General features: G+C 68.9%; 14 protein-coding genes and 1 pseudogene. 7 read left to right on the top strand and 8 right to left on the bottom strand.

Annotated elements, in window-relative coordinates; genetic code table 11:
• Positions 1-14 precede the first annotated feature (14 nt).
• The 3 genes from pdxY to SZ55_RS19000 all read left to right on the top strand — a co-directional run bounded on the left by pdxY (position 15) and on the right by SZ55_RS19000 (position 2,131).
• Positions 15-884 (top strand): pyridoxal kinase PdxY, encoded by an 870-nt coding sequence (gene pdxY, locus SZ55_RS19010; RefSeq protein WP_044409916.1) that lies wholly within the window; start codon positions 15-17, stop codon positions 882-884.
• A 258-nt stretch (positions 885-1,142) separates the two neighbouring features.
• Positions 1,143-1,508: a DUF2946 family protein gene (locus tag SZ55_RS19005; RefSeq protein WP_232104237.1), complete on the top strand. Its 366-nt coding sequence runs from the start codon at positions 1,143-1,145 to the stop codon at positions 1,506-1,508.
• 98 nt (positions 1,509-1,606) lie between these two features.
• Positions 1,607-2,131 carry a copper chaperone PCu(A)C gene (locus SZ55_RS19000; protein WP_044409910.1) on the top strand — a complete coding sequence of 175 codons (525 nt, stop codon included), beginning with the start codon at positions 1,607-1,609 and terminating at the stop codon, positions 2,129-2,131.
• Positions 2,132-2,193: 62 nt separating this feature from the next.
• Here SZ55_RS19000 and SZ55_RS18995 read toward each other — a convergent pair whose 3' ends face one another.
• Positions 2,194-2,688 (bottom strand): acyl-CoA thioesterase, encoded by a 495-nt coding sequence (locus SZ55_RS18995; RefSeq protein ID WP_044409907.1) that lies wholly within the window; start codon positions 2,686-2,688, stop codon positions 2,194-2,196.
• A gap of 184 nt (positions 2,689-2,872) precedes the next feature.
• Between SZ55_RS18995 and SZ55_RS18990 the strand changes: the two genes are divergently transcribed.
• Complete coding sequence (locus tag SZ55_RS18990; RefSeq protein WP_044409904.1) at positions 2,873-4,144, top strand: hypothetical protein; 1,272 nt, start codon at positions 2,873-2,875, stop codon at positions 4,142-4,144.
• Positions 4,145-4,192: 48 nt separating this feature from the next.
• Here the strand turns inward: SZ55_RS18990 and SZ55_RS18985 are convergent, their stop codons facing one another.
• Positions 4,193-5,560: a glutamine synthetase family protein gene (locus SZ55_RS18985; RefSeq protein WP_044409902.1), complete on the bottom strand. Its 1,368-nt coding sequence runs from the start codon at positions 5,558-5,560 to the stop codon at positions 4,193-4,195.
• 94 nt (positions 5,561-5,654) lie between these two features.
• A complete protein-coding gene (locus SZ55_RS18980) occupies positions 5,655-7,046 on the bottom strand; it encodes an aspartate aminotransferase family protein (protein WP_044409899.1) in 1,392 nt (463 codons plus the stop codon).
• 270 nt (positions 7,047-7,316) lie between these two features.
• Between SZ55_RS18980 and SZ55_RS18975 the strand changes: the two genes are divergently transcribed.
• Positions 7,317-7,982 (top strand): GntR family transcriptional regulator, encoded by a 666-nt coding sequence (locus SZ55_RS18975; protein ID WP_044409896.1) that lies wholly within the window; start codon positions 7,317-7,319, stop codon positions 7,980-7,982.
• A gap of 34 nt (positions 7,983-8,016) precedes the next feature.
• Here the strand turns inward: SZ55_RS18975 and SZ55_RS18970 are convergent, their stop codons facing one another.
• Positions 8,017-8,424 (bottom strand): SMI1/KNR4 family protein, encoded by a 408-nt coding sequence (locus SZ55_RS18970; RefSeq protein ID WP_044409894.1) that lies wholly within the window; start codon positions 8,422-8,424, stop codon positions 8,017-8,019.
• Between the two features lie 124 nt (positions 8,425-8,548).
• On the opposite strand from SZ55_RS18970, the gene SZ55_RS18965 reads away from it, so the two are divergent.
• Complete coding sequence (locus tag SZ55_RS18965) at positions 8,549-9,028, top strand: GNAT family N-acetyltransferase (RefSeq protein ID WP_044409890.1); 480 nt, start codon at positions 8,549-8,551, stop codon at positions 9,026-9,028.
• Positions 9,029-9,316: 288 nt separating this feature from the next.
• Here SZ55_RS18965 and SZ55_RS18960 read toward each other — a convergent pair whose 3' ends face one another.
• From SZ55_RS18960 to SZ55_RS18950, 3 genes are all read right to left on the bottom strand, one after another.
• A complete protein-coding gene (locus SZ55_RS18960) occupies positions 9,317-10,171 on the bottom strand; it encodes a Tim44 domain-containing protein (protein ID WP_044409887.1) in 855 nt (284 codons plus the stop codon).
• A gap of 131 nt (positions 10,172-10,302) precedes the next feature.
• Positions 10,303-11,211, bottom strand: coding sequence for a D-hexose-6-phosphate mutarotase (locus SZ55_RS18955; RefSeq protein WP_044409884.1), 909 nt, complete (start codon positions 11,209-11,211; stop codon positions 10,303-10,305).
• 73 nt (positions 11,212-11,284) lie between these two features.
• Positions 11,285-11,689: an acyl-CoA thioesterase gene (locus tag SZ55_RS18950; RefSeq protein WP_044409881.1), complete on the bottom strand. Its 405-nt coding sequence runs from the start codon at positions 11,687-11,689 to the stop codon at positions 11,285-11,287.
• A gap of 293 nt (positions 11,690-11,982) precedes the next feature.
• Between SZ55_RS18950 and SZ55_RS18945 the strand changes: the two genes are divergently transcribed.
• Positions 11,983-13,269, top strand: coding sequence for an MFS transporter (locus SZ55_RS18945; RefSeq protein ID WP_044409878.1), 1,287 nt, complete (start codon positions 11,983-11,985; stop codon positions 13,267-13,269).
• Positions 13,270-13,353: 84 nt separating this feature from the next.
• Here SZ55_RS18945 and SZ55_RS28340 read toward each other — a convergent pair.
• Positions 13,354-13,580: pseudogene (locus SZ55_RS28340) on the bottom strand (IS110 family transposase); the annotation flags it as partial.

The following is a 13,580-nucleotide window of genomic DNA, read 5'->3' as shown; positions in this document are numbered from 1 at the left end:
CCGAAGGACCTTCCATGTCGCGCACGCCCCATCTCCTCAGCATCCAGTCCCACGTGGTGTTCGGCCACGCCGGCAACCGCGCGGCGGTGTTCCCGGTCGAGCGCCTGGGGGTGAAGGTCTGGCCGCTGAACACCGTGCAGTTCTCCAACCACACCCAGTACGGGCAGTGGACCGGCGAGGTGCTGCCGCCCCGGCAGATCCCCCAGCTGGTGGAGGGCATTGCCGCCATCGGCGAGCTGGGTAACTGCGATGCGGTGCTGTCCGGCTACCTGGGCAGCGCCGCCCAGGGCCGCGAGATCCTCGAGGCGGTGGCCCGCATCAAGGCGGCCAACCCGCGCGCGCTGTACCTGTGCGACCCGGTGATGGGCCACCCGGAGAAGGGCTGCGTGGTGGCCCCCGAAGTGAGCCGCTTCCTGCTGGAAGAGGCCGCCGCCGCCGCCGACTACCTGTGCCCCAACCAGCTGGAGCTGAACAGCTTCGCCGGGCGCCGCCCGGAGTCCATGGAGGACTGCGTGGCCATGGCCCGCGCGCTGCTGGCCTGTGGCCCGCGTGCAGTGCTGGTGAAGCACCTGGACTACCCCGGCCGCGCCCCGGAGGACTTCGAAATGCTGCTGGTCTGTGCCGACGGCAGCTGGCTGCTGCGCCGGCCGCTGCTGGCCTTCCCGCGCCAGCCGGTGGGCGTGGGCGACCTGACGTCAGGGGTGTTCCTCGCCCGCCTGTTGCTGGGGGACACCCTGGTGGCGGCCTTCGAATTCGCCGCTTCGGCGGTGCACGAGGTGCTGCTGGAAACCCAGGCCTGCGGCAGCTACGAACTGGAGCTGGTGCGGGCCCAGGACCGCATCGCCCACCCGCGCGTGCGCTTCGAGGCGCGTCGCCTGGGCTGACCTGCGGCCATCTGACTCATGGCACGTCCAAAAACGTCGGCGAGGCCGGAAGCCGAAGGCAAAAACCGGCGAAAAAGCGCAGTTTACGTGCGGTAAATGAGCATTTGAGGCTGTTTTCAACGCCGCGATGACAACGCAGGCCGTGTTTGGAGGTGCCCTTCAGCGGCTATGCTTGCCGGCGCTGTATCGCTAGCATGGCGCGGTTTCCGGCGTGGTGCCGCTGCCCACGCCGCCCTCCAACGGACCCGGGAGACGGGATTGGCTCATCACGGACGCATGCGCTTCGGCGCCTGGCTCGGACTGCTGGCCCTGTGGCTGGTGGTGGCCGGCCCGTTGCTGTCCCAGGTCCGCGCCCAGGCGGGCGAACTGCCGGCCTGGCTGGCGGAGATGGCCTGCGCCTCCGGGCGTGATTCGGCCAAGCTCCCGGCCCACCCCGACCACCTGCTGGCCAAGTGCGGCTACTGCACGCTGCTCTCCGCCTCCCCGGCACTCACGCCCGCACCGCTGCTGCCCGCCCTGTTGCCGGCCACGGCGTTCTTCGCCCCGCTGGAGCCGGAGGCGGGCCATGGTGCCGCCTCGGTATTCCCCGGTGCCCGGCCCCGCGCACCGCCGTCGCTCGCCTGAAACCGTCTGCCGCCGCGTGCCCCTGTGCGCGGCGTTCCCGGCGCCCGGGTAGCCGCTGCCCGGCTCCGGCGCCGATCGACTTTCCAAGGAGTGACCCCATGCGCAAGACCCTGATTTCCGCCGCTGCCCTGCTGGGCCTGTTCAGCACCGCCGCCCTGGCCCACGAGTACCAGGTGGCCAAGCTGCACATCGACCACCCGTGGGCCCTGGAGCTGCCGCCGGTGTCCGCCAACGGCGCGGCCTACCTGGTGGTGCACAACAACGGCGACACCCCGGACCGCCTGGTGGGCGCCGACACCCCCCGTGCCGGCAAGACCGAGATCCACGAGCACGTGCACAAGGACGGGGTGATGAAGATGCAGCAGGTGGAAGGTGGCCTGGCCATTCCCGCCGGGGGCGAGGTACGCCTGGAGCAGGGTGGCTACCACCTGATGATGTTCGGCCTGAAGCAGCCGCTGAAGGATGGCGAGCGCTTCCCCCTGACCCTGCACTTCGAGAAGGCCGGCGACCTCAAGGTGGAGATCGCCGTGCAGAAGGCCGCTCCCGCCGCCGAGAAGGCCCACGCCCACGGCGAGCACGCCGAGCAGGGCGACCACAGCCAGCACAGCGGTCACGCCCAGTAACCGCCTGCCGGCCTGCACCCGCCAGCAGGGGCGCTCGCCCCTGCCGGGTGCAAGCCGGATCCTCAACCCTGGACGTCGTCCTCGCCGCGCAAGGCGCGGTAGCGGCGTTCCAGTTCCTGGCGGATCTCCCGCCGCTGCTGACCCTGCACGTAGCGACGCTTCTGGTCGGGGGTCTGCGGCTCCAGCGGCGGGACCGGCGCCGGGCGGCGCTCGTCGTCCAGCGCCACCATGGTGAAGAAGCAGCTGTTGGTGTGGCGCACCGAGCGTTCGCGGATGTTCTCGGTGATCACCTTGATGCCGATCTCCATGGAGGTGGTGCCGGTGTAGTTCACCGAGGCGAGGAAGGTCACCAGCTCGCCGACGTGCACCGGCTGGCGGAACACCACCTGGTCTACCGAGAGGGTCACCACGTAGCGCCCGGCGTAGCGGCTGGCGCAGGCGTAGGCCACCTCGTCGAGGTACTTGAGCAGGGTGCCGCCATGGACGTTGCCGGAGAAGTTGGCCATGTCCGGGGTCATCAGGACGGTCATCGTCAGTTGTGCGTTGCCGGGTTCCATCGGGGCTCCAGAGGCAGTGTGAATCGGGGTGCGTGACGCGGTGCCAACCGCGCCGGGACGGGCGCCCGTATGATGGGCGTCTTTTTCCCAAGCAAGGACGCCCTCCCATGCCGGCAGGCTACACCTGGCGCCCCACGTGGCGCTGCGAAAACTTCATCCTCCTTCCCATTGCCCGGGTGCAGCCATGAAGCGCGCCGTGATCGGGCTGCTCGGCAGTGCGGTGCTGGTGGGCGCTCTGGTGACGGGGGGCGCGCTGCTGCTGCGGGACGACCCGCTGCGTCCGGAGGTGGCCGACTGGCTGCGGGATGCCCGCCACGAGGGCGCCGACAGCGCGGCATTCCTTTACCTGATGGGCATGGATGCGCCGGCCGACCAGACGCCGGAGGCCTACGGCCGCGAGCGGCTGGACATCTACGAGCGCTGGTATGCCCAGCATGGGTTGGCGGATGACGCCCAATTGCCTGACCTGCCCGGACTTGAACTGTCCGAAATCCCCCAGCTGTGTGACCTGGGGCAGGACGGCTGCTGGGAGAGCCTTGTGGCTCGGGAGGGTGAGCTGGATGCGTGGGTGCGCGACCATGGCCTGCTGATCGGACGCTACAACCACCTGCTGACGCTGGATGACTATCAGACGCTGACCACCGAAGGTGCCAGCGAGCCCTTGCCGAAGCTGTCCCCTCTCAATCGGGCCCAGCAGATGTTTGGCCTGCAGATCATGCAGCGAGCTCGCAGCGGCGAGGGTGAGGAGGCCCGGCGTTTGTTGGCAGAGGAGTTGGTCAGCCTGCGCCGCCTCTTGGCGAGGACGGACCAGCTTGTCGTGAAAGTCATGACCAGCAAGCTGATCGACCGTAACCTGGAGTTGCAGGCCCGCCTGTACCGTCAGGGCTGGATGCCTGTACCGCAGCAGCCCGCACCGCTGAACGAGGCGGAGCGTGCCCTGGTCAAGCCGTTGCAGCGGGAGCTGCTGTACATCGCGACGCTGTTCCAGAGCCTGCCCGGTGGCAAGGAGGTACCGTTGAAGGAGCGCATCGGCATGGCACTGCTGGTGCGGCCGAACATGAGCCTCAATGCCACGTTTCCGCCCTTCCGCCAGGTTGCCGAACTGTCCCGGCTGGAACCGAAGGATTTTGCCCGCGAGGTGAAGGCACAGCCCCGGCTCCTTCCCAAGCCCACGGGCTGGCGTAACTGGATGGGGGATCGCCTGGTGGGGATCGCTGGCCCGGATTTCCGTGCCTACGCCGGCCGCATCCAGGACCTGGACGCGAAGCTGCGCCTGTTGGCGTTGCTGGATGACCTGCCCGCCGAGCCGTCCGGCTGGGCGGCGGCGCTGGCGGCCTCGCCTGTGGATAACCCCTATTACCCCGGCCAGCCGGCGCGCCTGGAGGGCGGGAACCGGGTGTGCTTCGCCGGGCCCCTCGAACCCAGGCCCAACGCCCGCTGCCTGCCGTTGCGCTGACGCTGTGGATAACCCTGCCGGCCCATGGGTCGGCAGGGCTTCCAGCGGTCAGGCGTGGGTCAGGTACCAGCGCCAGTCCTGCTCGCCCACTTCGCTGACGAACTGGCGGAACTCCTCCCACTTGATGGCGAGGTAGATCTTCAGGAACGCCTCGCCCAGGGCATCCTTCGCCCAGGCGGACTGCTCAAGATTGCGCAAGGCGGTGAGCCAGTCGGTGGGCAGGGTTTCGCGGGCCTGCTCGTAGCCGTTGCCGACGATGGGCTCGCCCGGGTCGATCTGTTCGCGGATGCCGGTGTGGATGCCGGCCAGGATGGCCGCAGCCGCCAGGTAGGGGTTGGCGTCGGCGCCGCAGATGCGGTGCTCCACGTGGCGGCTTTTCGCCGGGCCGCCGGGCACGCGGAAGGACACGGTGCGGTTGTTCACCCCCCAGCTCTTGGCCAGCGGCGCGTAGCTGTTGGCCTGGAAGCGCCGGTAGGAGTTGGCGTTGGGGCAGAAGATCGCCAGGGCGTCGTTGAGCGTGGCCATCATGCCGCCGATGGCGTGGCGCAGCAGCGGGGTGCCGTGGGGGTCTTCGCTGGCCATCAGGTTGTTGCCCTCGGCGTCGGCCAGGCTGACGTGCATGTGCAGGCCGCTGCCGGCCAGGTCGCCGAAGGGCTTGGCCATGAAGCAGGCGATCAGCCCGTGCTTGTTGGCCACGCCCTTGACCAGGCGCTTGTAGCGCAGGCCTTCGTCCACCGCCTGCAGCGCGTCGAAGCGGTGCTCCAGGGTCAGCTCCAGCTGGCCGGGGGCGTATTCGGAGATGGCGGTGCGCACCGGCAGGCCCTGGGCTTCGCAGGCGGCGTAGAGGTCGTCGAGGAAGGGCTGCAGCTGTTCCAGCTCGTATACGCCATAGACCTGGGGTGCCTGCGGGCGCACGCCGTTGGCTTGCAGGGCGGGCTGCGGGCGGCCGTTGGCGTCGCGCTGCTTGTCCAGCAGGTAGAACTCCAGCTCCACCGCCATCACCGGGTGGTAGCCGTCGGCCTTGAGCCGGTCGATGGTGCGCGCCAGCACGTGGCGCGGGTCGCCGGCGGCGGCCGGCTGGCCCTGGGTCGGGTGCATGCTCACCTGCACCTGGCCGGTGGGGGTGGCGCGCCAGGGTTGCAGGCACAGGGAGCCGGCGAGGGGGTAGGTCCAGCAGTCGGCGTCGGCCACTTCCCAGACCAGGCCGCTGGCCTCCACGTCTTCGCCCTGCAGGGTGAGGGAGAGGATGGAGCTGGGCAGCGGACGGCCGTTCTCGTAGATGGCCAGCAGCTCGTCGCGGTGCAGCAGCTTGCCGCGGGGGATGCCGTTGGCGTCGATCAGCATCAGCTCGATGCTGCGGACTTCGGGGTGGCGTTCGAGGAAGTCGCGGGCTTCCTGGGGATGGGCGAAGGGCATGGGGGTTCTCGCGTCGGGTGGCTGGCGCGTCCTCCAGCCACCGGTGGTTGGGTGTGGGCGGATGACAGCGCCATCCGCCCGACCGGTCTACGGACTATTCGCGGGCGCCGGGGATGGCCAGCAGCTCGGTGATGGCCTGGTCCAGGGTGGCGATCAGCCGGTCCACGTCCGCCTCGGAGGTGGCGGGGCAGCACAGGGTCATGTTGTGGAACGGCGTGATGAGGATGCCGCGGTTGATCAGGTACAGGTGCAGGGCCATCTGCAGCTCGTCGTGGAAGGCGGCCTCGGCCTCGGCACCGGTGCGCGGGGACACCGGGCAGAACTGGAATTCGCTGCGGGCGCCCAGCTCGGTCACCGACCACTTCAGGTCGTGCTCGGCGATGAGCCGGCGGAAGCCGTCGGCCAGGCGCTTGGCCAGGGGCAGCATGTGGTCGTAGGCGGCCTGGGTCATGACCGCTTCGAGGTTGGCGCGCATGCAGTGCATGGCCAGGGCGTTGGCCGAGAGGGTGGTGCCCATGCCGCTGTGGCCGTGGCCATGGCTGTCTTCCTGGGTCTGCCTGCGCGAGGCGGCCATGCGTTCGGCCATCTCCGCGCTGCAGCCGAAGATGCCGCAGGGCACGCCGCCGGCGATCGGCTTGCCGACCACGAAGAAGTCCGGGTCGAGGTTCCACAGGCGGGTGCAGCCGCCGATGTCGGTGGAGATGGTGTGGGTCTCGTCGATGATCAGCAGGCTGCCGTACTTTCGGGTCAGCTCGCGGCACTTCTGCATGAAGCCCGGGTCCGGCAGGACCATGCCGATGTTGGTCATGGCCGGCTCGCAGAGCAGGGCGCAGACGTCGCCCTGGGCCAGGGCGGCCTCCAGGGCCTCGACGTCGTTGAAGGGGATGGCGCGGCTGTACTGGGTCAGGTCGTAGGCCTGGCCCACCAGCCCGGAGCGGTGCACGGTGCGGCCGTCGCGGCTGCGCACCATCACGTCATCCACGGTGCCGTGGTAGCAGCCGTCGAACACCAGCAGGGTCTTGCGGCCGGTGACGGCACGGGCCCAGCGCAGCACGTAGCGGTTGGAGTCGGTGGCGGTGGCGGTCACCTGCCAGTAGGGCAGGCCGAAGCGGGCGGCCAGCAGCTCGCCGCAGACCACGGCGTCTTCGCCGGGGAGCATGGTGGTCAGGCCGTTGCCGGCCTGCTCGGCGATGGCGCGGGCCACCGGGTCCGGCGAGTGGCCGAACATGGTGCCGGTGTCGCCCAGGCAGAAGTCGATGTATTCGTGGCCGTCCACGTCATAGAAACGGGCGCCCTTGGCGCGCTCGACGAACAGCGGGCAGGGGGTGGACCAGTCGGCCATCCAGTGCATCGGCACGCCGGCATACAGCGAGTTGCGGGCGCGCTCGGCGAGGGCGACGGACGTCGGGTTGCGCTCGATGAAGCGGGTGCGCTCACGGGCGGCGAAGGTTTCCACGGCGGCTTGGCTGATACCACTGGCGGTCATGCTGAACACCTCGTTCGAATTTCCGCACATCGTGATTTGTGATCACATTTGTGTCAAGCATTGGCCGAATACGTCGTTTGGAGTAGCCTTTCACCTGCTTTGTGATCACAAGGAGGCGAATGAAACCGTCCTTCTGCTGATCGAATTCCGCGCCCGCACAGCCCGTGCGGGCCTCCCCAACCCTTGATATAGACGGTGTCCACGATGCGCGATTGCAGCCTGACCCTCAGCCAACTGCCGGCCCCGCCGGTTTCCGCACGGTGATCCGCCATGGCCGAGAACCTGCAGGAACAGCTGTACCTCCGACTCCGTGAAGGCCTGCTGGCAGGCCAGTTCAAACCCGGCGAACGCATGAAGATCCGCGACCTTGCCGCCGCCTGGGGCACCAGCCCGATGCCGGTGCGCGCCGCGTTGCAGCGCCTGGTGGCCGAAGGCGCCCTGGAAGGCGAGCCGCAGCGCTCGGTGCGGGTGCCGGTGATGACCCGGGAACGCTTCGCCCAGGTGTTCCAGGTGCGCCTGGCGCTGGAAGGGCTGGCGGTGGAAACCGCCGTACCGCGCCTGGGCGCCGATGAGCTGGCGACCTTGCAAGGCTGCGTCGAGCGCATGGAAAAGGCCCTGGAGCGCCGCGACGTGCAGGGCTATCTGGACGACAACAGCCTGTTCCATCTGACCCTCTACCGCGCCTGCGCCAACCCGACGCTGCTGCGCATGATCGAATCCCTCTGGCTGCAGGTCGGGCCCTTCTTCAACCAGCTGTTCACCGAGGCGGACCTGTCCCTGCGCCTGAACGACTTCCATGAAGACGCCTATGAGGCCGCACGGGCAGGCGACGCCCGTGGCGCGCGGGCGGCCATCGAGCAGGACATGCAGTTCTTCGGCAACTTCCTGATGAACCTGCTGGCGCTGGAAACCAGCCAGGCCCGCAGCGGCGGCTGATCGCCGCCTGCCGACGGTGGCCCGGGGCGGAGGCTCAGTTGGCGAGCCAGACGTCCCGAGCCCAGTGCCAGACGGAGTCCCAGCTCTCGTCGGTCATCTTGCCCTCGGCGCCGGACCACAGCAGCACCTCGCCTTCGGCGTCGACCACGTAGTAGTCGTCGCCGTCCTGGCAGATCGGCACCAGGTCGCGGGGCAGGCCCAGGTCCCAGGCCACGGCGGTGACTTCCGGCAGGTAGGTGTGGGACTGCGGGTCGGTGACGGTCACCGGCTCCAGGCGGCCGTAGACCACGTCGCTGACCTTGAGCAGGAATTCGCGGAGTTCGAAGGGCAGGTTGATCAGCAACTGTTCCTCGATCTCCACCAGCAGCTCCTCGTCGGGCAGCTCCAGCGGGACGGGAACCGGTTCGTTGAGTTCGCGCAGCTGTTCGATGACTTCTTCCACGGCGACAGGCCCTCGTGCATTGGGATGCGCTTTATACAGTAGCCGGCGTGTCGGAAAAACCGTCGCGGGGCGACGTGCTGCGCCGGCATACTGCCCGGCCTGATCGACTACGCGAGGCCCGCACATGACCCTCGACTGGAGCTGCCAGCACCACGACGCCCTGACCAAGGAGGCGCTCTACGCCATCCTCGCCCTGCGCACCCAGGTGTTCGTGGTGGAGCAGAAATGCCCCTACCTGGAGGTGGATGGGCTGGACCTGGTGGGCGACACCCACCACCTGATGGCCCGTGACGGTGAACGCCTGGTGGCCTACCTGCGCCTGCTGGACCCGGTTCGCCAGGGCGGCGAGGTGGTCATCGGCCGGGTGGTGATCGAGGCGAGCGCGCGCGGCGCGGGCCTGGGTCGGCCGCTGATGGTCCAGGCGCTGGAAGCCTGCGAACGGCTCTGGCCGGGAATGCCGGTGTACCTGTCGGTCCAGGCGCACCTGCAGGGGTACTACGGGCGGTTCGGCTTCGAGCCGGTGACCGAGGTGTACCTGGAGGACGACATCCCCCATATCGGCATGCGCAAGGCGGCGGGCGCTGGGATGACCGAGACGGTGTGATGCCGCGCAGCGTCCCGGCCCGCGCCAAAGCCATGGTCAACGCCCCCGTAGGATGGCGCTGAGCGCAGCGATGCCCATCGGGCCGGGCGCAACATGTGGTGCCACGGCCTGGCGTGGACGCGATGCGCTTCGTGGCCTCAGCGCATCCTACGGATCGTGTACAGCCCGACCGGGGGGTGGGCGGCGGGAGTTGGTGGATGTGAAGAGCGTCATCCACCCTTCATCCCCAAGGCCCCACAAAAGAAAACCCCGGGACAAGCCCGGGGTTTCTTCATGCCTGTGTCGCGATCAGTTCTGGCGGATGCCGGCCACCAGCCAGGGCTGGTTGTCGCCGTTGACGCGCTCCATGCGCCAGCTTTCGCTGAACACTTCGCCCTGGTCGAAGCGGGAGGTCTTGGAGACGCCGCTGAAGGTCAGGGTGGCGACGGTCTTGTCGGCCAGTTCGTCGATGCCGTCCAGCTGCACCTGCAGGTTGTCGATGTAGGTGGACTGGAAGCCTTCACCCAGGCTGGCGCGCTCTTCCTTGAGAAAGTTGAGCATCTGCGGGGTGACGAACTCGGCGATCTTGTCCATCTCCGCGGCGTCCCAGTGCTGCTGCAGGGCGAGGAAGTGCTCGCGACCGGCCTCGACGAAGCGGGCTTCGTCGAACCAGCTCGGCGCGTTGAAGGCGCGAGCCGGGGCCGCCGGGGCGGCGCTGCCGAAGATCGGCGCCTGCTGCTGCGGCATTTCACGCTGGAAGGGGGCACCACCGGCGGCACCGGCCATGGCCGGCTGGCCCATCTGCTGGCGCTTGCGGGCGGCGATGAAGCGGAAGATGACGAAGGCGATCAGGGCGATGATCAGGAAGTCGAAGATCTGCATGCCTTCGAAGCCGTCGCCCATGAACATGGAGGCCAGCAGGCCACCGGCGGCGAGGCCGGCCAGCGGGCCGAGCCAGCGCGAGGCGCCACTGGCGGCAGCCGGGCGGCCCGCTGCGTTGGGGGCGGCGGCCGGGGTGTTGGGCTGGGCCTGGCGGGTCTGCTGGGTCTGGTGGGTCGGCGCGGCACCGGAGGTCTTGCCCCCGCCCATCCGCTTGGCGTTGGCGTCCAGGCTGAGCGTCAGGCCGACGCACAGGGCCAGGGCGATACTGAGGAATCGGCGCATCACAGGCTCTCTATAGGGTTGGGAATCACGCGCGCCATGCTGCCCAGTCACCGGGGTGATGACCAGCGAGAGAATGTATCGGGATTTTTAGCGAGGCGTGGGGGCGGGCGCATGCCGGCCCCCTGAGGGGATCAGAGCGCTTCGCTCCACAGGCTGAACGCGAGGCGGTGCCGCGCGCCTGACGCCAGGTGCAGGACGTCGTCCATCACCTGGGCGGTCTCGATGCAGAGCATGCGTTGCCAGGCGTCGGGGGCGAACTGGGAGAGGCGGGTGGACTTGTCGATCCAGGGGTTCCACACCACCGCCGAGGACGAGCCCTCGGCCTCCAGCACCACGCGGCGGTTCCAGCCGGCGTCGTGGATGGCGACGCGGCGGGGGACGCCGAGGTAGATGCGGTCGGTCTCGCCGCTGAAGGCCACGTCACCGGCCTGCCGGCGGCGGCTCCAGCCGTCCAGGGTCTCGATGTAGTCGCAGCCGTCCAGCCCTTCGACGCGGGCCTGGTGGATGTCGCTCACGGCGAAGTAGGTGTGCAGCGCCTGGCTGATGGCCAGGGGCGCGTCGCCGAGGTTCTCGGTGTCCAGGGCCAGGTGCAGGCGCTGGGCGTCGAGGCGCAGGGTCAGGCCCAGGCGGGCGGCGTGGGGCCAGCCGGGGAGGGGCTGGCGTCGGGTGTCGAGGCTGAAGCGCAGCTGCACCTCGCCGTCGAGGGCTTCGACGCCGTCCAGCTCCCAGTCCAGGCCGCGTACCAGGCCGTGGGCAGGGGCGTTGCCGTCACCGGGGTAGCACGCCTGCACGGCATCGGGGTTGCGGCGCAGGTCGCCGAACCAGGGCCAGCACACCGGCACGCCGCCGCGTACCGACTGGCCGCGCTGGTAGCCGGCCTGTTCGCTGAGCCAGATCAGCGGCTGCTCGCCGTGGCGGCGGTAGCTGAGCACCTGGGCGCCCTGCTGGGCGACCAGCAGCTCGGCTTCGGCGGTGAGTACCCGCCAGCAGGCGAGCGAGTCCATTTCGATGCGTTCGATCTGCGGGGTCGCGCGGGTCATCGGCGTTCTCTCGTGGGGGATGGCCCGAGCTTGGGCAAGGGCAGGGCCGGCGAGGTTCCCGCCGGCCGGTGCATCAGCTGCGGCGGGGAACCGGGCGGGTGCGGCCGCTGCCGTCGATGGCGACGAACACGAACACCGCTTCGGTGACCTTGCGCCATTCACTGGAGAGGGGGTCGTCGCTCCACACTTCCACCAGCATCTGGATCGAGCTGCGGCCGATCTCCAGGGTCTGGGTATAGAAGGAGAGCTGGGCGCCGACGGCGACCGGGACGAGGAAGGCCATGCGGTCGATGGCCACGGTGGCGACGCGTCCGCCGGCGACCTTGTTGGCCATGGCGGTTCCGGCCAGATCCATCTGGGAGACCAGCCAGCCGCCGTAGATGTCGCCGAATCCGTTGGTTTCGCGCGGGAGCGCGGTGATCTGCAGGGCCAGGTCGCCCTGGGGAGTCAGGTTTTCTTCTTCTTCGATCTCGATCATGCCTGGGGTGCCTCTACCCCTGTGCTGCTCTGATTTGGCTTCGGTGGGCGGGGAAGGGCACGCTGCCCTGCAAAGAATCCCCGGGCGCCCGTCGACCCACTGCCCGTCGTCCGTGCGCAACAGCGCGCAGTATATAGGTCGGCGTGGCGGGCGACGACCGCCCGGTCGGGCTTTGTCGCGGTCATACGTCAGAGATTGTGTGCCCGGTAGGCCTTTTTGCTATGTTGCGGACCGGCCCGCCGCCAACGCAGTGGCGGGCACGCTTTGCCTGCCCCCCGAACAAGAGACCCCACATGGCCACCGTTTCCGCCTCCGAGGCGCCCGCGCGTCCCCTGACCCGTAGCGACTACAAGACCCTGTCCCTGTCCGCCCTGGGCGGCGCCCTCGAGTTCTACGACTTCATCATCTTCGTGTTCTTCGCCGCCGTGGTGGGCAAGCTGTTCTTCCCCGCCGAGATGCCCGAGTGGCTGCGCCAGCTGCAGACCTTCGGCATCTTCGCCGCCGGCTACCTGGCGCGGCCGCTGGGGGGCATCGTCATGGCGCACTTCGGCGACCTGCTGGGGCGCAAGCGCATGTTCACCCTGAGCATCTTCCTCATGGCGGTGCCGACCCTGGTGATGGGCCTGCTGCCCACCTATGCGCAGATCGGCATCTGGGCGCCGCTGGCGCTGCTGCTGATGCGGGTGATCCAGGGCGCGGCCATCGGTGGCGAGGTGCCCGGCGCCTGGGTGTTCGTGGCCGAGCACGTGCCGGCGCGGCACGTCGGCTACGCCTGCGGAACGCTCACCTCGGGCCTCACCGCCGGCATCCTGCTGGGCTCGCTGATGGCGACCCTGATCAACACCCTCTACACCCCGGAAGAGGTGCAGGCCTGGGCCTGGCGCGTGCCGTTCCTGGTGGGCGGTGTGTTCGGCCTGTTCTCCGTGTACCTGCGCCGCTGGCTGCACGAGACGCCGGTGTTCGCCGAGCTGCAGCAGCGCAAGGCGCTGGCCGAGGAGGTGCCGTTGAAGGCGGTGCTGCGCGAGCACCGGGGCGCCATCGCCATCAGCATGCTGCTGACCTGGGTGCTGTCGGCTGGCATCGTGGTGGTCATCCTCATGACCCCCACCGTGCTGCAGACGGTGTACGGCTTCGACGCGGCCACCGCGCTCAAGGCCAACAGCCTGGCCATCGTCTGCCTGACGGTCGGCTGCATCGCCTCCGGCGCCCTGGCCGACCGTTTCGGTGCGGGCCGCACTTTCCTGGTGGGCGGGCTGCTGCTGGCGGCCAGTTCCTGGACCTTCTACTCCAGCCTCAAGGCGCACCCGGACTGGCTGTTCCCGCTCTATGCGCTGACCGGGCTGTTCGTCGGCACCATCGGTGCGGTGCCCTACGTGATGGTCAAGGCCTTCCCGCCGGTGGTGCGCTTCTCCGGCCTGTCGTTCTCCTACAACCTCGCCTACGCCATCTTCGGCGGGCTGACGCCGATGATCGTGTCGCTGCTGATGAAGTGGGATCCGCTGGGGCCGGCCTACTACGTGGCGGCCCTGTGCGGGGTGGCGATGTTCATCGGGCTGTACCTGATCGGGCAGAAGCGCTGATCGAGCGCATGGCGCAGCGGTGACGGGCGCTAGGCCCCTGTAGGGAGCACTTCTGGGGCACTCCCGTAGATACCGTCTTGATTTCTAGTGAGCAAGGGCCAGTTTTGCGTCAAACGGCTGGCCCGATTTCAGCACGCCATAGGCGATGTTCAGCAACTTGCGCATCGCTGCGCAGACGATCTGCTTGCCGGTCTTGCCCCGCTCCCTTAGCCGTTCGCCCATGGCTCTGATCGCTTCGTTGTAGGTCAGGGCGCTGATCGCGGGCATGTACAGGCCGGCCCTCAGGCGCGATGAGCCCATCTTGGAGATGC

The organism is Pseudomonas sp. FeS53a (assembly GCF_000931385.1).
GTDB lineage: Bacteria > Pseudomonadota > Gammaproteobacteria > Pseudomonadales > Pseudomonadaceae > Metapseudomonas > Metapseudomonas otitidis.
Note: the sequence above shows the minus strand (reverse complement) of the source record. Positions and strands in the feature narration are given on the sequence as shown.